The 17591-nt window shown below is 72.7% G+C and carries 16 protein-coding genes; 10 read left to right on the forward strand and 6 right to left on the reverse strand.

The window, feature by feature from the left end:
* The first annotated feature begins 37 nt into the window (after positions 1 to 37).
* Positions 38 to 952 (forward strand): Gfo/Idh/MocA family protein, encoded by a 915-nt coding sequence (locus tag ACFXKG_RS35925; RefSeq protein ID WP_384848082.1) that lies wholly within the window; start codon positions 38 to 40, stop codon positions 950 to 952.
* Here the strand turns inward: ACFXKG_RS35925 and lnt are convergent.
* The 3 genes from lnt to ACFXKG_RS35940 all read right to left on the reverse strand — a co-directional run bounded on the left by lnt (position 867) and on the right by ACFXKG_RS35940 (position 3397).
* The gene (gene lnt / locus ACFXKG_RS35930) at positions 867 to 2498 is read right to left on the reverse strand and encodes an apolipoprotein N-acyltransferase (RefSeq protein ID WP_384848085.1); all 1632 of its coding nucleotides are present in this window, start codon (positions 2496 to 2498) and stop codon (positions 867 to 869) included. The two genes, ACFXKG_RS35925 and lnt, sit on opposite strands and share 86 nt — an antisense overlap.
* A gap of 139 nt (positions 2499 to 2637) precedes the next feature.
* Positions 2638 to 3093 (reverse strand): nuclear transport factor 2 family protein, encoded by a 456-nt coding sequence (locus ACFXKG_RS35935; RefSeq protein WP_384848088.1) that lies wholly within the window; start codon positions 3091 to 3093, stop codon positions 2638 to 2640.
* 133 nt (positions 3094 to 3226) lie between these two features.
* Complete coding sequence (locus tag ACFXKG_RS35940; RefSeq protein WP_365816834.1) at positions 3227 to 3397, reverse strand: hypothetical protein; 171 nt, start codon at positions 3395 to 3397, stop codon at positions 3227 to 3229.
* 167 nt (positions 3398 to 3564) lie between these two features.
* Here ACFXKG_RS35940 and ACFXKG_RS35945 point away from each other — a divergent pair, with 167 nt between their 5' ends.
* Positions 3565 to 3744, forward strand: a complete 180-nt coding sequence (locus ACFXKG_RS35945) for a hypothetical protein (RefSeq protein ID WP_384848091.1) — start codon at positions 3565 to 3567, stop codon at positions 3742 to 3744.
* 46 nt (positions 3745 to 3790) lie between these two features.
* On the opposite strand, the gene ACFXKG_RS35950 is transcribed toward ACFXKG_RS35945, so the two are convergent.
* Positions 3791 to 4663 carry an undecaprenyl-diphosphate phosphatase gene (locus tag ACFXKG_RS35950; RefSeq protein ID WP_384848094.1) on the reverse strand — a complete coding sequence of 291 codons (873 nt, stop codon included), beginning with the start codon at positions 4661 to 4663 and terminating at the stop codon, positions 3791 to 3793.
* 480 nt (positions 4664 to 5143) lie between these two features.
* Here ACFXKG_RS35950 and ACFXKG_RS35955 point away from each other — a divergent pair, with 480 nt between their 5' ends.
* From ACFXKG_RS35955 to ACFXKG_RS35970, 4 genes are read left to right on the forward strand one after another with little or no spacing between them, the layout of a single operon-like run.
* Positions 5144 to 7063, forward strand: coding sequence for a methylmalonyl-CoA mutase family protein (locus ACFXKG_RS35955; RefSeq protein ID WP_384848097.1), 1920 nt, complete (start codon positions 5144 to 5146; stop codon positions 7061 to 7063).
* A complete protein-coding gene (scpA, locus tag ACFXKG_RS35960; RefSeq protein WP_384848100.1) occupies positions 7063 to 9291 on the forward strand; it encodes a methylmalonyl-CoA mutase in 2229 nt (742 codons plus the stop codon). Before ACFXKG_RS35955 ends, scpA begins: the two co-directional genes overlap by 1 nt.
* Before the next feature lie 4 nt (positions 9292 to 9295).
* Complete coding sequence (gene meaB / locus ACFXKG_RS35965) at positions 9296 to 10288, forward strand: methylmalonyl Co-A mutase-associated GTPase MeaB (protein ID WP_382896581.1); 993 nt, start codon at positions 9296 to 9298, stop codon at positions 10286 to 10288.
* Positions 10289 to 10312: 24 nt separating this feature from the next.
* On the forward strand, positions 10313 to 11392 hold the full coding sequence (locus ACFXKG_RS35970) for an enoyl-CoA hydratase/isomerase family protein (protein WP_384848103.1): 1080 nt from the start codon (positions 10313 to 10315) through the stop codon (positions 11390 to 11392).
* 71 nt (positions 11393 to 11463) lie between these two features.
* Here ACFXKG_RS35970 and ACFXKG_RS35975 read toward each other — a convergent pair whose 3' ends face one another.
* Entirely contained in the window at positions 11464 to 12186 is a 723-nt protein-coding gene (locus ACFXKG_RS35975) for a TVP38/TMEM64 family protein (RefSeq protein ID WP_384848106.1), read from the reverse strand.
* Between the two features lie 386 nt (positions 12187 to 12572).
* Between ACFXKG_RS35975 and tuf the strand changes: the two genes are divergently transcribed.
* From tuf to ACFXKG_RS35990, 3 genes are read left to right on the forward strand one after another with little or no spacing between them, the layout of a single operon-like run.
* Positions 12573 to 13751: an elongation factor Tu gene (gene tuf / locus ACFXKG_RS35980; RefSeq protein ID WP_382896590.1), complete on the forward strand. Its 1179-nt coding sequence runs from the start codon at positions 12573 to 12575 to the stop codon at positions 13749 to 13751.
* A gap of 56 nt (positions 13752 to 13807) precedes the next feature.
* Positions 13808 to 14668, forward strand: coding sequence for a spermidine synthase (locus ACFXKG_RS35985; protein WP_384848110.1), 861 nt, complete (start codon positions 13808 to 13810; stop codon positions 14666 to 14668).
* A gap of 28 nt (positions 14669 to 14696) precedes the next feature.
* Positions 14697 to 15350, forward strand: coding sequence for a class I SAM-dependent methyltransferase (locus ACFXKG_RS35990; protein WP_384848113.1), 654 nt, complete (start codon positions 14697 to 14699; stop codon positions 15348 to 15350).
* 138 nt (positions 15351 to 15488) lie between these two features.
* On the opposite strand, the gene ACFXKG_RS35995 is transcribed toward ACFXKG_RS35990, so the two are convergent.
* Positions 15489 to 16595, reverse strand: a complete 1107-nt coding sequence (locus ACFXKG_RS35995) for a hypothetical protein (protein WP_384848116.1) — start codon at positions 16593 to 16595, stop codon at positions 15489 to 15491.
* Between the two features lie 279 nt (positions 16596 to 16874).
* Between ACFXKG_RS35995 and ACFXKG_RS36000 the strand changes: the two genes are divergently transcribed.
* A complete protein-coding gene (locus tag ACFXKG_RS36000; RefSeq protein ID WP_384848119.1) occupies positions 16875 to 17543 on the forward strand; it encodes a DedA family protein in 669 nt (222 codons plus the stop codon).
* Positions 17544 to 17591: the final 48 nt, after the last annotated feature.

The raw sequence follows: 17591 nt of genomic DNA on the forward strand, positions 1-17591 counted from the left end.
GGGGCGACCGCGCTCCACCCACGCCAGGGAGACCCCCGTGAAGGTCGGCTGCATCGGGCTCGGCGACATCGCGCACAAGGCGTACCTGCCGGTGCTGACCACCCTCCCCGGGGTCGAACCGCACCTCCAGACCCGGAGTCCCGCCACCCTCACGCGCACCGCCGAGACCTTCCGTGTCCCCGCCGAGCACTGCCACCGGGACCTGGACGCCCTGCTCGCGCAAGGCCTCGACGCCGCGTTCGTGCACGCCCCGACCGCCGCCCACGCCGAGATCGTGACGCGGCTGCTGGCGGCGGGCGTGCCCACGTACGTCGACAAGCCCCTGGCGTACGAACTCGCCGACGCGCGGCGGTTGGTGGAGCTGGCCGAGGAGCGCGGCGTCGGTCTCGCCGTCGGCTTCAACCGCCGCTTCGCGCCCGGCTACGTCCAGTGCCTGGACCACCCGCGTGAACTGATCCTGCTCCAGAAGAACCGCGTCGGGCTCCCCGAGGACCCGCGCACCTTCGTCCTGGACGACTTCATCCATGTCGTCGACACCCTGCGCTTCCTGCTGCCGGGACCCGTCGAGCACACCGAGGCGCGGGCCAGGATCAGGGACGGGCTGCTGCACCACGTCGTGCTCCAGCTCTCCGGCGACGGCTTCACCGCGATCGGCATGATGAACCGGCGGAGCGGCTCCGCCGAGGAGATCCTGGAGGTCTCGGGGCAGGACACCAAGCGGGCCGTCCACGATCTCGCGACGATCATCGACCACAAGGGGCAGCCGAGCGTACGGCGGCGCGGCGACTGGGTGCCCGTCGCCCGGCAGCGGGGTGTCGAACAGTGCGTCCTGAGCTTCCTGGACGCCGTACGGGCCGGCCGGACCCTCAGCGCACAGGACGCCCTGCGGACGCACGAGCTGTGCGAGCGGGTGGTACGCGCGGTGCTGGACGAGAGGCCCCGGGACGCCTGAGCGACCGTACGCCCTCCACCGCGAGCGCGAACGCCAGCACGGTGAGCGCCCCGTACACCGCCCAGTCGCCCAGCCTGGTGTACGGGGTCGTGCCGTTCGCCAGCGGTATGTCGAAGACGGTGGCGGCGGAGCGTTCGGTACCGACGGGGCTCCCGACCCGGCGTCCGTCCGGGCCGAAGACGGCGCTGACGCCGGTGAGCGTGGCGTGGACCATCGGACGGCCGTTCTCCGCGGCCCGCAGCGCCGCCAGTGACGCGTGCTGCTCCGGTGCCCAGCTGCCCTGGAACGACGAGGTGGACGACTGGGCGACCAGCACCTGCGCGCCCGACCGCACCAGCCGCCGGCTCATGTCGGGGAAGGCGGTTTCGAAGCAGATCAGCGGCCCGAACCGCAGTCGGCCCCCGTCCGGTTCCGGCGCCGTCATCACCACCTGGCGCGTGCCGCGCACCCGGTCCTCGCCCGCCGCCTTGCCCACCGAGGTGACCCAGCCGAGGGCGGCACGCGCCGGGACGTACTCACCGAAGGGGACCAGACGCGTCTTGTCGTACGTATCGCCGGTCGGTCCGCCGGGGCCCACGAGGACGGCGCGTTTGAAGATGCCCGGACGCCCCGACGCGTCCGTGCTGCGCGCGTCCACGTTGACCAGGATCTCCGCCCCGACCGTGCGGGAGAGCGCGGCGAGCCGACCGGCGAGATCGGGTCGCCGCTTCAGATCCATTCCGACGCTGCTCTCGCCCCACACCACCAGAGCGGGCCGCTGCCCGGCCAGGGTGCGGGTCAGGGCCTCGCCGCGCGCGAAGCGCCGCTCGACGGAGTCGGCGCCGCCTATGACGCCCGGCTGGACAACCGCGATCCGGGTGTGGCCGGACGGTTCGGGCCGTGGTGCCCAGGCCGCCGCCGACCCGGCCACGAGACCGCAGACCACCAGGGTCACGGCCGCGGCGGTCCGCGCGGCGGCCACCGCTATCAGCAGGGTCAGCGCGGTGTTCACCGCGACCACCACCAGGCTCACCAGCCACACCCCGCCCACCGAGGCGAGCCGCAGGGCGGGGGAGACCTCCCACTGACTGGCGCCGAGCAGCCCCCACGGGCCGCCCAGCCCCTCCCAGGACCTGGCCACCTCGATCACCAGCCATCCCGAGGCGACCACGGCCGGCGCGGCGAGCGCGCGTCCCGCGGACGGCGCGGGGCCGCCCAGCACGGAGCGCACCAGCCATCCCCAGGGCGCCCAGAGCAGCCCGAGCAGGCCCGCCAGCAGCACGATGAAGACATGCAGGCTCGGTATGAGCCAGTGGTGCACGGCGACCATGAAGCCGAGCCCGCCCAGCCAGCCGTCCAGCGCGGCCCGGCGGGGCGTGGGGGCGCTCCGTACGAGCAGCATCCAGGGCACCAGGGAGACATACGCGAGCCACCACAGCGAGGGCGCGGGAAAGGCCGGTGCGGAGAGCGCCCCGGCCGCCACCGCCGCGGCCCCGCGCCACCACGGCGACGCCAGGCCCCGGCCGTGCAGTGACCGCTCCCGCAGGACGACCGTGGTCCCCGTCACCGTGCCTCCTCGCCATGTCCGTCCAGCAGACCCTTCCCCGCAGGACGGCGGCGAAGCGGGATCGGCGGCGCAGCCGGGATCAGGTGGCAGGTGGGATCAGGGGAGGATCAGAGGAAGCGGGATCAGGGAGCAGGTGGGATCAGGGCGTGGTGGGATCCGGGCCGCGCCGCCACTTCTCGTGCACCGCGACCGTACGCAGCCGCCACCGGGCGTCGTCGCGGAGCAGCCCGAAGGTGAAGGTGCCGCCGCGCAGCAGGTCGGCGCCCGAGGTGTGGCGCAGCGGGCTCAGGAAGTCGGCGCGGACCTCGGCCCGGTCGCCGGGGTAGCCGCCCAGGTCCTGGAGGCGCAGCCGCCGGTTGACGATCAGGTGCTGGCGCACGGTGTACGGGCGCAGCGTGCCGGCCAGCCAGTCGGCGACCTCGGCCGCCGGGCCCTCGATACCGCCCGCCGCGGTGTAGTCGGCGCGGCCGTCCGCGGTGAACAGGGCGCGGAATCCCGGCCAGTCGCCCTCGTCCACGGCCACCGCGTAGCCGGTGATCACCTCATCGATGGCGAGACGGTCCATCACGGTCGCGAGATCCACACGCTGTGTCATCGGTTCAGTCTCCGGCAGGGAGGGCCCCGGGCCAAGAGACGCGCACGCAGGCCGCAAAAGGAACAGCCCCTGGATGGCCCAGGGGCTGTGCGGTGCTGTGCCGTTCCGCGCCGGGTGCGGCGCTCCGGCGGGCCTAGGCGGCCTGGTCGACGTCGTCGTGCAGGGCCGCGGCCCATTCGAGGAGGAGGACTTCGTACGCCTCCGAGGGCCAGGTTCCGTCGGCCGCGTCGACGAGCGCGCGAATCCGCTCATTGGCCGCGACGGCGCCGGAGGCCCGGATGGCGGATGCGGAAGTGGAGGACATGTGACCAGCCTAGGGGCGGCCGGGGGCGCTCGGCGCCGTTCCGGGAGCGTCCTTGCTCACACTCGTGGTAGGCAATCCCTCACGCATCCGGGTTTCACTTTATGTGCATTTGTTATTTTTGAGGGTATAAGGCGCGTGAGTGGTGACCTCTGTGAGGAGGTTCGAAGATGTTGTCCGAAGCGGATTTCTACGCAAGCGACAGGCCGCCCCACCCGAAGCTGCCGGAGGACCGGCCGCGCGGCGGTGGCCCGAAGACTCCGCTGCTCCACCGCGGTACCTGGAGCGTCCTCGCCATCGTGGCCGTGGTCGTGCTGGTGATCGCCGTCGGGATCGTGCTCTTCCCCTGATCCGCCGGTCCCCGTTCCGCCCCGGTCACCCAGGGCCCGTACGCGGTCAGCCGGCCGACTCGCCCGCGTGCGGGCTCAGCGTGTCCGTACCGACCAGGACGAGGATGGCGATGCCCAGCAGCACCCGGTAGATCACGAACGGCATGAAGCTCTTCGTGGTGATGAACTTCATGAACCAGGCGATGACCGCGTATCCCACCACGAAGGCGATCAGCGTCGCGAAGAGGGTCGGCCCCCAGGAGACATGGCCCTCGCCCGCGTCCTTCAGCTCGTACGCCCCCGAGGCCAGCACGGCCGGGATCGCGAGCAGGAACGAGTAGCGGGCCGCCGCCTCACGCGTGTAGCCCATCAGCAGGCCGCCGCTGATCGTCGCGCCCGACCGGGAGACGCCCGGCACCAGGGCCATCGCCTGGCAGAAGCCGAAGATCAGACCGTCCCTGACGCTCAGGTCCTTCAGCGACTTGCGCTCCTTGATCGCGCGGTGCTTGCCGCCCGTCTCGTCACGGGCCGCCAGCCGGTCGGCGATGCCGAGGACGATGCCCATCACGATCAGCGTGACGGCGATCAGCCGCAGATCCCGGAACGGCCCGTTGATCTGGTCCTTCAGCGTGACGCCCAGGACCCCGATCGGGATCGAGCCGACGATGACCAGCCACCCCATCTGCGCGTCGTGGTCGCCGCGCATCTCCTTGTTCGTCAGCGAACGGAACCACGCCGAGAGGATGCGGGCGATGTCCTTGCGGAAGTAGATCAGTACAGCCGCTTCCGTGCCGATCTGGGTGATCGCGGTGAACGCCGCGCCCGGGTCGTGCCAGCCCGCGAACACCGCGGTCAGCCGCAGATGCGCGCTCGACGAGATGGGCAGGAACTCGGTCAGCCCCTGGACGAGCCCCAGGATGAAAGATTCGAACCAAGACATGGGAGGAGGACGCCATCCAAAAGATGATCAGCCACCGGCCGGCGCGACGACGGTCCGGTGAGCGGCGGTGAGGGGCAGTGGGCGAGGGACGGGTGCGGGAGGAGGAAGGGCCGGCGGGCCGGACAGGGAGTCGCTCGTACGGAGGAAGGAGAGGGGTCGCACACGCTGACTCCTCTTCTGGCACGGCGCTGCTGGGGCGGAGTCATGGCATGTCAAATGACCCCGTTCAGGCGCAAACTATGGCGATCTCATCGTCCCGGGCGTGGGCAGCGTAGCGCCTGCGGGTGAACGGACAGCGGCAGGGATCTGACGTCACGGGGTCCGCCGTACGGCGCACACCGCCCGTACGCCGCCCTCCCGTACCGCGCGCCCCCGCACCGGCGGAACCCGCACCCGAAGGGATCCCGTAGGGGCGGGAGAGGGGAAGGTCACAGCCACGCGCTCTGCTGCGCGATCAACGCGCTGTCCTACGATCGCGCCATGACGGTCCTCAATGACGACGGGCTTTCCCTGGCAGCAGAGTTCCCCGACGCGACCCGCGAACAGTGGCAGAACCTGGTGTCAGGTGTGCTGCGCAGGTCGGGCCGGGACGTGGCGGGGGCGGCGGCCGAGGAAGCGCTCTCCACCGCGCTCCAGGACGGGTTGTCCACCCGGCCCCTCTACACGGCGGAGGACGCCCCCGGCACGGCGCCCGACGGCGCCCCCGGCACCGGCGGCTTTCCCGGCTTCGCGCCGTTCACCCGCGGCGGCAGGCCGGAGGGCGGCGCAGTCTCCGGCTGGGACGTACGCCAGCGCCACACCCGCCCCGACCCCGCCCTGACCAACGAGGCGGTCCTCGCCGACCTGGAGAACGGGGTCACCTCCCTGTGGCTCGCCGTCGGCGCGGAAGGGGTGCCCGTGTCCGCGCTGGCCGCCGCGCTCGACGGCGTCCATCTCGACCTGGCGCCCGTCGCACTCGACGCGGGCGACGCGTTCGAGCCCGCCGCACGTGAGTTGCTGAGGATCCACGACGAGCGCGGAGTGGCCCGCGAGGCGGTGCGCGGCACCCTCGGCGCCGACCCGGTCGGCCGATTCGCCCGTACGGGAACGGACGTGACGGACCGTACGGGCGAGGCCGCCGCACTCGCCGCGCTCTGCGACCGCCACTACCCCGGCCTGCGTGCCATCGCCGTGGACGCCCTGCCCTACCACGAGGCAGGCGCCTCCGACGCGCAGGAACTGGGGTGCTCGCTCGCCACCGGCGTCGGCTGGCTGCGCGACCTCACCGCCGGCGGGCTCTCCGTGGACGCCGCCTGCCGACAGCTCGAATTCCGGTACGCGGCCACCGCCGACCAGTTCCTGACCATCGCCAAACTCCGCGCCGCCCGGCGGCTGTGGGCCCGCGTCGCGGAGGTCAGCGGCGCCGGACCCGCCGCCTCGGCGCAGCGCCAGCACGCCGTCACCTCCGCCGTGATGATGACCCGCCGCGACCCCTGGGTGAACATGCTGCGCACCACGGTCGCCGCGCTCGCCGCCGGGGTGGGCGGCGCCGACGCCGTGACCGTGCTCCCCTTCGACCACGCCCTCGGACTTCCCGACGCCTTCGCCCGCAGGATCGCCCGCAACACCTCGACGATCCTCCTGGAGGAGTCCCACCTCGGCCGCGTCATCGACCCCGTCGGCGGGTCCTGGTACGTCGAGCGGCTCACCGACGAACTCGCCCACGCCGCCTGGGCCTGGTTCCAGGAGATCGAACGCGCCGGCGGCCAGCACGCCGCCCTGCGCTCCGGACTCGTCGGCGAACGGCTCGCCGCCACCTGGGCCGAGCGCTCCACGCAACTCGCCCGGAGACGCGAACCCATCACCGGAGTCAGCGAGTTCCCGCAGCTGTCCCAGCCCCCGGTGGAGCGCGACGCGCCGCCCGCTCCGCCCGAGCCGTTGACGGGTGGGCTGCCCGTCGTCCACCGCGACGAGGCATACGAGGAACTGCGCGCCCGCTCCGACGCGCACCTCGCCGCCACCGGCTCCCGGCCCCGTGTCTTCCTCGCCACGCTCGGCCCCGCCGCCGCGCACACCGCCCGCGCCACCTTCGCCGCCGGCCTCTTCCAGGCCGGGGGCATCGAACCCGTCCAGGACCCGGAGCCGGCCGACCTGAGCGACGCGGCGACCGCCGCCGACGCCTTCACCCGCAGCGGGGCGGGCGTCGCCTGCATCTGCTCCAGCGACGCGCTCTACGCCGAGAGCGCCGCACCCGTCGCCGAGGCGCTCAAGTCGGCGGGCGCCGGGCAGGTGTTCCTCGCGGGCCGCCCCGGCGAACAGCGTGAGACCTATGTACGGGCCGGGGTCGACGACTTCGTCGTCGCGGGCGGCGACGCGATCGCCGTCCTCACCTCGGTCCTCGACCGGATGGGAGTGGCGTGATGGGGATCCCCGACTTCTCCGAGATCGAACTGGACCCCGATGACAGCGCCGACAGCGCCGACAGCGCCGACAGCGCCGGGGTCACCGCCGACCAGTGGCGCACAGCCGTCAAGGAACAGACCGGGAAGGGCGACGACGACCTCCGCTGGGACACCCCCGAGGGCATCGCCGTCAAACCGCTCTACACGGCCGACGACCTGACCGGGCTCGACTTCCTCGGCACCTACCCCGGGATCGCGCCGTACCTGCGCGGCCCGTACCCCACGATGTACGTCAACCAGCCCTGGACCATCCGCCAGTACGCCGGGTTCTCCACCGCCGAGGAGTCCAACGCCTTCTACCGGCGCAACCTGGCGGCCGGGCAGAAGGGCCTGTCGGTCGCCTTCGACCTGCCGACCCACCGCGGCTACGACAGCGACCACCCCCGGGTCACCGGCGACGTCGGCATGGCCGGGGTCGCCATCGACTCGATCTACGACATGCGACGGCTCTTCGACGGCATCCCGCTCGACCGGATGAGCGTGTCGATGACGATGAACGGCGCCGTGCTGCCCGTACTCGCCCTCTACATCGTGGCGGCGGAGGAACAGGGCGTACCGCCCGAGAAGCTCGCCGGGACCATCCAGAACGACATCCTCAAGGAGTTCATGGTCCGCAACACCTACATCTATCCGCCGAAACCCTCGATGCGGATCATCTCCGACATCTTCGCGTACACCTCGCGGAAGATGCCCCGCTACAACTCCATCTCGATCTCCGGCTACCACATCCAGGAGGCGGGCGCGACCGCCGACCTGGAGCTGGCCTACACCCTCGCCGACGGCGTCGAGTACCTGCGCGCCGGACTCGGTGCCGGGCTCGACGTGGACGCGTTCGCGCCCCGGCTCTCCTTCTTCTGGGCCATCGGCATGAACTTCTTCATGGAGATCGCCAAGTTGCGGGCGGCCCGGCTGCTCTGGGCCAAGCTGGTCAGGAAGTTCGACCCGCAGAACGCCAAGTCGCTCTCCCTGCGCACCCATGCGCAGACCTCCGGCTGGTCCCTCACCGCGCAGGACGTCTTCAACAACGTCACCCGCACCTGCGTCGAGGCGATGGCCGCCACCCAGGGCCACACCCAGTCGCTGCACACCAACGCGCTCGACGAGGCGCTGGCCCTGCCCACCGACTTCTCCGCCCGCATCGCCCGCAACACCCAGCTCCTCATCCAGCAGGAGTCCGGGACCTGCCGGGTCACCGACCCGTGGGGCGGCAGCGCGTACGTCGAGAAGCTCACCTACGACCTCGCGCGCCGCGCCTGGCAGCACATCGAGGAGGTCGAGGCGGCCGGCGGCATGGCGCAGGCCATCGACGCGGGCATCCCGAAACTGCGGGTGGAGGAGGCCGCCGCCCGCACCCAGGCGCGGATCGACTCCGGGCGCCAGCCCGTCATCGGCGTCAACAAGTACCGCGTCGAGACCGACGAGAAGATCGACGTCCTCAAGGTCGACAACTCCTCCGTACGTGCCCAGCAGATCGAGAAGCTGCGCCGGCTGCGCGCCGAGCGCTCCGAGCCCGCCTGCCAGGACGCGCTGCGTGCCCTCACCGCCGCCGCCGCGTCCGGACCGGGCCCCGGGCTCGACGGCAACCTGCTCGCCCTCGCGGTGGACGCCGCCCGCGCCAAGGCCACCGTCGGCGAGATCTCCGACGCCCTGGAGAAGGTGTACGGGCGCCACTCGGGCCAGATCCGTACCATCGCCGGTGTGTACCGCAACGAGGCAGGCAGCTCCCCGGCCGTCGAGCGCACCCGCGCGGCCGCCCGGGAGTTCGAGGAGGCCGAGGGACGCCGCCCGCGCATCCTGGTGGCCAAGATGGGCCAGGACGGCCACGACCGCGGCCAGAAGGTGATCGCGACCGCCTTCGCCGACCTGGGCTTCGACGTCGACGTCGGTCCGCTCTTCCAGACGCCGGCCGAGGTGGCCCGGCAGGCGGTCGAGGCCGACGCGCACATCGTCGGCGTCTCCTCGCTGGCCGCCGGGCACCTCACGCTCGTACCGGCGCTGCGCGAGGAACTCGCCGCGGAGGGCCGGGAGGACATCATGATCGTCGTCGGCGGGGTGATCCCGCCCCAGGACGTCGAGGAGCTGCGCCGGGCGGGCGCGGCGGCGGTGTTCCCGCCGGGCACGGTCATCCCCGACGCGGCGCACGACCTGCTGGTCTCCCTGGCGGCCTCGCTCGGCCACGAGCGGTGAACGCGTGGCGCCCCGGAGCGAGATCGACATCGACACCTACGTCAAGGGCGTCCTGGACGGCTCCCGTTCGTACATCGCCCGTGCCGTCACGCTGGTGGAGTCCACCAGGGCCGACCACCGCGCACTCGCGCAGCGGCTGCTGACCGAGCTGCTGCCGCACTCGGGGCGGGCCCGCCGGATCGGGGTCAGCGGGGTGCCCGGCGTCGGCAAGTCGACCTTCATCGACGCGCTCGGCACCCTGCTCACCGGCCTCGGCCACCGGGTCGCCGTCCTCGCCGTCGACCCGTCCTCCAGCCGGACCGGCGGCTCCATCCTGGGCGACAAGACCCGGATGGAGCGGCTGGCGGCGGACCCGGCCGCGTTCGTCCGGCCCTCGCCCACGGCGGGCACGCTGGGCGGGGTCGCCAAGGCGACCCGGGAGACCATCGTCGTGATGGAGGCGGCGGGGTACGACGTCGTCCTCGTCGAGACCGTGGGCGTGGGACAGTCGGAGACGGCGGTCGCCGACATGGTCGACTCCTTCCTGCTGCTCACCCTCGCGCGCACCGGCGACCAGCTCCAGGGCATCAAGAAGGGCGTCCTGGAACTGGCCGACGTCATCGCCGTCAACAAGGCCGACGGCCCGCACGAACGCGACGCGCGCTCCGCGGCGCGGGAACTCGCGGGCGCGCTGCGGCTGATGCACCCGGTGGACGCGGCCTGGACACCCCCGGTGCTCCACTGCAGCGCCCGCGAGGGGACCGGGCTCGACGCGGTGTGGGAGCGGCTCGAACAGCACCGCCGGGTCCTGGAGGCCGACGGCCGCCTCACGCGCAAGCGCAGCGACCAGCAGGTCGACTGGGCCTGGACGATGGTCCGCGACCACCTCCTGGACCGGCTGCGCGAGCACCCGGGCGTACGGGAGGTGGCGCCCGCGCTGGAACGGCAGGTACGGGAGGGCACGCTGACCGCGACGCTCGCCGCCGAACGGATCATCGAGGCGCTGGCCCGGCCGTAACTGCCGTGCCCGATACTGGGCGGCATGGTCCACGACGACGAACCGGTGCTCCTCGGCCGGGCGGGCTCCACCGCCCGCATCACGCTGAACCGCCCGCGCGCCCTCAACGCCCTGACCCACCCCATGGTGCTGACCATCAGCGCCGCCCTGGACCGGTGGGAGCGCGACGCGGGCGTGACGGCCGTGATCCTCTCCGGCGCGGGGGAGCGCGGGCTCTGCGCGGGCGGCGACATCCGTGCCATCCACGAGGACGCCCGCGCCGGCTCCACCGCCACGCCCGCCTTCTGGCGCGACGAGTACCGGCTCAACTCCCGTATCGCGCACTACCGGATCCCCTTCGTCGCGCTCATGGACGGCATCGTGATGGGCGGCGGCGTCGGGCTCTCCGGCCACGCCGGGGTGCGGATCGTCACCGAGCGGTCCGCCGTCGCCATGCCGGAGACCGCCATCGGCCTCGCCCCCGACGTCGGCGGCACCTACCTGCTGGCCCGCGCGCCCGGCGAACTCGGCACCCACCTCGCCCTCACCGGGAACACGGTCGGCGCGGCCGACGCGCTGCTGTGCGGGCTCGCGGACCACTTCGTCCCCGCCGAGCGGCTGACCGCGCTGTGCGACGCCCTGGCCGCGCCCGCGGTACGGGACGCGGCGGACGTACGGGAGACGGTCCTGCGGTACGCGGCCACGCCTCCCGGCGGCCGGCTCGCCGAGGACCGTCCGTGGATCGACGCCTGTTACGCGGCCGACTCGGTCACGGAGATCGTCGGACGGCTGCTGGACAGCGGGGTGCCCGCGGCGAAGGACACCGCGGAGATCCTGCTCTCCCGCTCACCGACGGCCCTGAAGGTGACGCTCGCCGCGATACGCCGGGACGGGCCGCCGAGCACACTGGAGGAGACGCTCGACCGCGCCTACCGCGCCTCGTGCGCCGCGCTCGCCCACCCCGATCTGGTGGAGGGGATCCGCGCCCGGGTCATCGACAAGGACCGCGCCCCGCGCTGGTCGCCGAAGGAACTCGCGGAGGTCACCGAGGCGGATGTGGCGCGCTTCGCGGCCCCGCCGCCCGGCGGCGACCTCGGGCTCGCCGAGGGAACGGCGCACCTCTAGGGCCTGTCCGAACGAGGGACTCCAGGGCCCGTCCGAACGAGGGACTCCAGGACCTGTCCGAACGAGGGACTCTAGGGGCGGCGTCCCGGGAGGCGGTGCCGCTCCCGCCAGGCGAGCACGCCCGCGCCCACCGCCGTGACCACGATGAACCCGGTCGCCAGCAGGAACGCCGGTGAGGTCGGCGAGGTGGCCCGGCTGCCCGCGACCACGTACGCCGCCGTGTTCGGGACCGATCCGACGGCCGTCGCCAGCAGGAACGACGACGCCCGCATCCGGGAGACCGCCGCGCAGTAGTTCGCCACGGCGAACGGCACCCCGGGGAAGAGCCGGATGGCCAGCATCGACCGGAAGCCGTGCCCGCTGAGCTGCCCGTCCGCCGCCTTCAGCCAGCGGCCCCGCAGCAGCGGCCGCAGCGCGTCCTGGCCGAGGAGGCGGCCGAGCGCGAAGGACGCCCCCGCCGCCAGCACCGTCCCCCCGAGCGCCGCCGCCAGGCCGAACGCCGAGCCGAAGAGCGCGCCCGCGGCGAGATTGAGCAGCGGGCGCGGGACGAACGCGGTGGCGCACAGCCCGTACGCCACGGCGAACAGCACCACGGCCGTGCCCCCGCGCAGCTGTTCGGGCCAGCCGTCCGCGAGCAGCCGCTGTGGCTCGTACAGCAGCACCACGGTGGCCGCCGCGCCCAGCACGGCGATCAGCACGGCGAAACGGAACCAGGGCGAGAGCAGCGCCCTGGAGCGGCGGACAACGACAGCGGGACCTTGGTCCGGGGCAGACCGGGGGACGGTGTCGAGCATTCGGGGAGACTAACCGACCCGAGGGAGGAGCGACGTAAAGGGTGGCCCACGTCGTACCCGATCTCCTCGGTCGGGCGTGCCCCACTGCCCGAGCACGCCAACTGGCCCCCCGCGGAAAACCATTCGACGTGGCGCCGGGCATGGGACAGGATCGGCGCCATGTTCCGGTACGCCTTCCTCGCAGCGCCGTCCGCAGTCGCGGACGCGCCGAAGGCTGCCGCACACCTGACGGCGGCGGCGCCGCTCGCAGCGGCAGCGGCCGCAGTCCAGGCGCCCCTCGGCGGCGCCCGAAGCTGACCCTTCCCGGAACGTCCGGCGGACCCCGCAGGGGGAGGGTCGGCAAGGCCCAGGGGTCCCGCTCACGCTTCGAGTCCAGGCAGGAACCAATGCCCAAGACGGCATACGTGCGCACCAAGCCGCACGTCAACATCGGCACCATGGGCCACGTCGACCACGGCAAGACCACCTTGACCGCCGCCATCACCAAGGTCCTCAGCGACCGCGGGACCGGCACCTTCGTGCCCTTCGACCGGATCGACCGGGCCCCCGAGGAGGCCGCGCGGGGGATCACCATCAACATCGCGCACGTCGAGTACGAGACCGACACCCGGCACTACGCGCATGTCGACATGCCCGGCCACGCCGACTACATCAAGAACATGGTCACCGGCGCGGCCCAGCTCGACGGGGCGATCCTCGTCGTGTCCGCGCTGGAGGGGATCATGCCCCAGACCGCCGAGCACGTCCTGCTCGCCCGGCAGGTCGGCGTCAACCACATCGTCGTCGCCCTCACCAAGGCCGACCTCGGGGACGACGAGCTGACCGACCTGGTCGAGCTGGAGGTCCGCGAGCTGCTCACCGAGCACGGCTACGGCGGCGACGCGGCGCCCGTCGTACGGGTCTCCGCGCTCGGCGCGCTGGCGGGCGAGCCACGGTGGACCGCCGCCGTGGAGGCGCTGCTCGACGCGGTCGACACGTATGTGCCGATGCCGGTCAGGTACACGGACGCGCCGTTCCTGCTCCCGGTGGAGAACGTCCTCACCATCACCGGGCGCGGCACGGTCGTCACCGGCGCCGTCGAGCGCGGCACGGTGCGGGTCGGCGACCGGGTGGAGGTGCTGGGCGCCGCCACCGGACCGCAGCCCACCACCGTCACCGGGCTGGAGACCTTCGGCAAGCCGATGGAGTCCGCCGAGGCCGGCGACAACGTCGCGCTGCTGCTGCGCGGCATGCCGCGCGACGCGGTCCGCCGGGGCCACGTCGTCACGGCGCCGGAGAGCGTCGTCCCCAGCAGGCGCTTCACCGCGCGGGTGTACGTGCTGTCCACGAAGGAAGGCGGCAGGACCACACCGGTGAGCAGCGGCTACCGGCCGCAGTTCTACATCCGTACGGCGGACGTCGTCGGCGACATCGACCTGGGCGAGGCGGGCGTGGCACGCCCCGGGGACACGGTCACCGTGACCGTGGAGCTGGGCCGCGACATCCCGCTGGAGCCGGGGCTCGGCTTCGCGATCCGCGAGGGCGGCCGTACGGTCGGCGCCGGCACCGTCACCACCCTGCTGTGACCACGGCCGCCCCGGGGACCCCGCACCGGGTCCCCGGGGCGGCGCACAATGGGACCGTGAACGAGTCGATCCCCGTCATCCGCGCCGTCGACCACGGCACCGCCAGGCTCCTGCCCGACGTGGACCGGGCGCGGGCCTGGCTGCTGACGGTCGACGGTGCGCCCCAGTCGTACGTCGACCTGGACGAGCCGGCGCACCTGGAGTTCGAGTACGTACGGCGCCTCGCCCATGTCGTCGACTGCGCGGCGTCCGCCGGGTGGGCGGAGCCTCCCGCGCCGCTCACGGTGCTCCACCTCGGCGGCGGCGCCCTCACCCTGCCCCGCTACGTCGCCGCGACCCGGCCCGGCTCCGCGCAGTCCGTGGTGGAGGCCGACGCGGCGCTGCTGGCGCTGGTCGAGCAGGAGCTGCCGATACCGGCGGACGCGGGGATCACCGCCCACACGGCGGACGCCCGGCGCTTCCTCGAAGCGGCGCCCGACCGCTCCGTGGACGTCCTGGTCGCCGATGTCTTCGGCGGCTCGCGGATCCCCGCGCACCTCACCTCCGTCGAGTACGCGCGGGAGGCCGCGCGGGTGCTGCGTGCCGACGGGGTCTACGCGGCGAATCTCGCGGACGGCGCCCCGTTCGCCTTCCTCCGATCACAACTGGCCACATTCGCCACGGCCTTCGCGGAGCTGGCCCTGATCGCGGAACCGCCCGTGCTGCGCGGGCGGCGCTTCGGCAACGCCGTGCTGGTCGCCTCGCACCGCCCGCTCGACACGGCGTCCCTGGCCCGTCGCACCGCCGCGGACGCCTTCCCCGCCCGGGTCGAACACGGGGCGTCGCTCCGCCGGTTCACGGGGAACGCGGCACCGGTACGGGACGCGGGCGCGGTCCCCTCGCCGCGGCCGCCCGATGGCGCGTTTTCCGTGGGCTGACCCGTGGGCCCCGGCTACTGTCCTCGTCATGACGGAAGCCACCTTTCTGCGTGACACCCGCGAGGGTTACGACAAGATCGCCGGCGACTACGCCGAGAGATTCCCCACCATGCTGGTGGACGGTCCGCTGGGCACCGCCATGCTCACGGCCTTCGCCGAGCTGATCAAGGGCGCCGGGGGCGGCCCCGTCGTCGAGGTGGGCAGCGGGGCGGGCCGGGTGACCGGGTTCCTGCACTCCCTCGGGGTGCGCCTCTCCGGGATCGACCTGTCCCCGGCGATGCTGGCGCTGGCCCGGCGCAACCACCCGGAGCTGCGCTTCGACGAGGGGTCGATGACCGCGCTGGACCTCCCGGACGGCTCCCTCACGGGCCTTCTCGCCTGGTACTCCGTCATCCATGTCCCGCCGGAGTCGCATCCCGAGGTGTTCGCGGAGTTCCACCGCGTGCTGGCCCCGGGCGGCCACCTCCTGGTCGCCTTCCAGGTCGGCGACGCACCGCTGCGCTTCACCGAGGCGTTCGGCCACACCGTGTCCCTCGACTTCCACCGGCTCTCGCCCGACCGGGTCACCGAGGGGCTGGAGAAGGCCGGCTTCAGGATGGACGCCCGTCTGGTGCGCGAGCCCAGCGGCGACGAAAAGGTCCCCCAGGCGTACCTCCTGGCCCACCGGCCCGCCGACGGCTAGTCGCCCGTGTACGGAGGTTCGCCCGTGTACGGAGGCCCAGCCGCCGGTCCCGCCGCCGACCGTCGGCCGCCGGACAGAGGCCGCCGGCCGGGGCGCGTCCGGCTCCCGGCCGGCGGCGGGACCGGCCGGCGGATCGGGTCAGGACTCCGGGGCCGCCCCGGCGAGACGGACCGTGCCCATGATCTTCTTCATCGTCGCCTCGGACAGTTCGTCCGGCACGCCCTTGTTCGCGTACAGGACCCACGTCGCGTAGTCGCCCTTGGCGTTGGTGAACGTGAAGGCGATCGCCTTGCCGTCGGTGTCACACTTGTTCTTCAGGTCGAGACCCGTGCTCTCGGCCGTCGTGAAGTGGCCCTTGAGCCCCGACGTGGTGGTGAACGCCTCGGGCTTGCCGACCTTGATCTTCTGCTTCAGCGTGGACTTCGGCTCGTGCTGCGCGTACGCGGCCCACACCCAGCTGCCCGCCTCGTTCTGCGAGGCTGTCGCCGTGTCCGTGGCGCCCCTCGCGCCCTTGGTGCCGGTGCCCGCCAGGCTGCTGTACTCCAGCTTGCCGTCCTTGTTCGTGTCCTGCGAGCACCACTCCGACTTGAAGTAGGCCGGCGCGGAGAAGGAGATCGCGGGCGAGCCGTCGCCCTTCTCGACATCCTCGAACCCGGCTATGATCCCCGGCTTCGAGACCTCCCATTCGGCGGGAACGTCGAACTGCGTCCCGTGCTTGGGGTTGGTCACGACCTTCCAGCCCTCGACCTGCGGCTCGGCGGCCGCGCCGCTGCGCGGGTTCTCCTGCGAGGCCCCTGTGCCCGGCTCGTCGGAACCGGACGCCGAGGCCGACGTGGACGCCTTCGGGTCCGCCGCCTTGTCGCTCGAACCGTCATCCTTGCCCAGCACGAAGAAGGCCGTGCCCGCGGCGGCGATCACGACCACCGAGGCCGCGACGACCGCCACGATCGTCGTCTTCTTCTTGTCGTCGCCCGAGGGCCCGGGGCCGCCGGGCGTCTCGGCCACGGCGTACTGCGTCGGCACCGTCGGCTGCTGCTGGTACGGGTTGGGCTGCTGGTACCCCGGCTGCTGATATCCGGGCTGCTGCTCGGCCCCCGGCTGCTGCGGATAGCCGTACCCGGGCTGCTGCGGGTATCCCGGCTGCTGGTACGGGTTCGGCTGCTGGTACCCCGGCTGCTGGTACGGATTGGGATTCTGGTCCTGCGGGTTCTGCTCGCCCCCGGGCGGCTGCTGTCCTTGCCACATGGCCAGTAACGATAGAGGGGGACCCGGTGGGGCTGCTACGTCCGCCTTGCCAGGGGTTGGTGAAGCTGCCCTACTCGTAAGTAATGTCGCGAGTGGTGCCGCGGTCGCGGCCCGGCGCCGGGCGCCCCGAATTTCCCGTGGCCGTCACCCCGGGTAGGCTGCGCCGCGTGCGCCCGCGCGGCGCGCGCCCGCGCGCGACGGCACGGGGAACCCGGTATCCGGGAATCCGGCACACGGCGCACGGCCCACGGAACCAGTGACGCACAGGAGGAACCGCCGTTGCACGTCCAGGAGTGGCTGGAGACCATCCCCGCGGTCAGTATTTACATCCTGGTCGGGGTGGTCATCGGACTGGAGAGCCTCGGCATCCCGTTGCCCGGCGAGATCGTCCTCGTCAGCTCCGCGCTGCTCGCCTCCCAGCACGGCGAGATCAACCCGTACATCCTCGGGGCCTGCGCCACGGCCGGCGCGATCATCGGTGACTCGATCGGCTACGCCATCGGACGCAAGGGCGGCAGGCCCCTACTCACCTGGCTCGGTGCACGCTTCCCCAAGCACTTCGGCGAGGACCAGATCGCCATGGCGGAGCGGTCGTTCGAGAAGTGGGGCATGTGGGCGGTCTTCTTCGGCCGCTTCGTCGCCCTGCTCCGGATCTTCGCCGGACCGCTCGCGGGCGTCCTGCGCATGCCGTACTGGAAGTTCCTGATCGCCAACGTGCTGGGCGGCATCGTGTGGGCGGGCGGCACGACCGCCGTCGTCTACTCCGTGGGCGTCGTCGCCGAGGCATGGCTCAAGCGCTTCTCCTGGCTGGGACTCGTGCTCGCCGTCCTCATCGGGATCACCTCCATGCTCATCCTGAAGAGCCGCGCCAAGAAGGCCGGCGAGCAGGCACGGCAGGCCAGGGCCGCGGCGTCGGCCGGGCCGGACACCGTACCCGTCGCGGACTGAGCCGCTCCCCAACAGCCAGGAGCTGGCCTGTTTCTGTTGGCCAATGAT

Source organism: Streptomyces sp. NPDC059255 (genome assembly GCF_042752355.1).
In the GTDB taxonomy this organism is placed as follows: domain Bacteria; phylum Actinomycetota; class Actinomycetes; order Streptomycetales; family Streptomycetaceae; genus Streptomyces.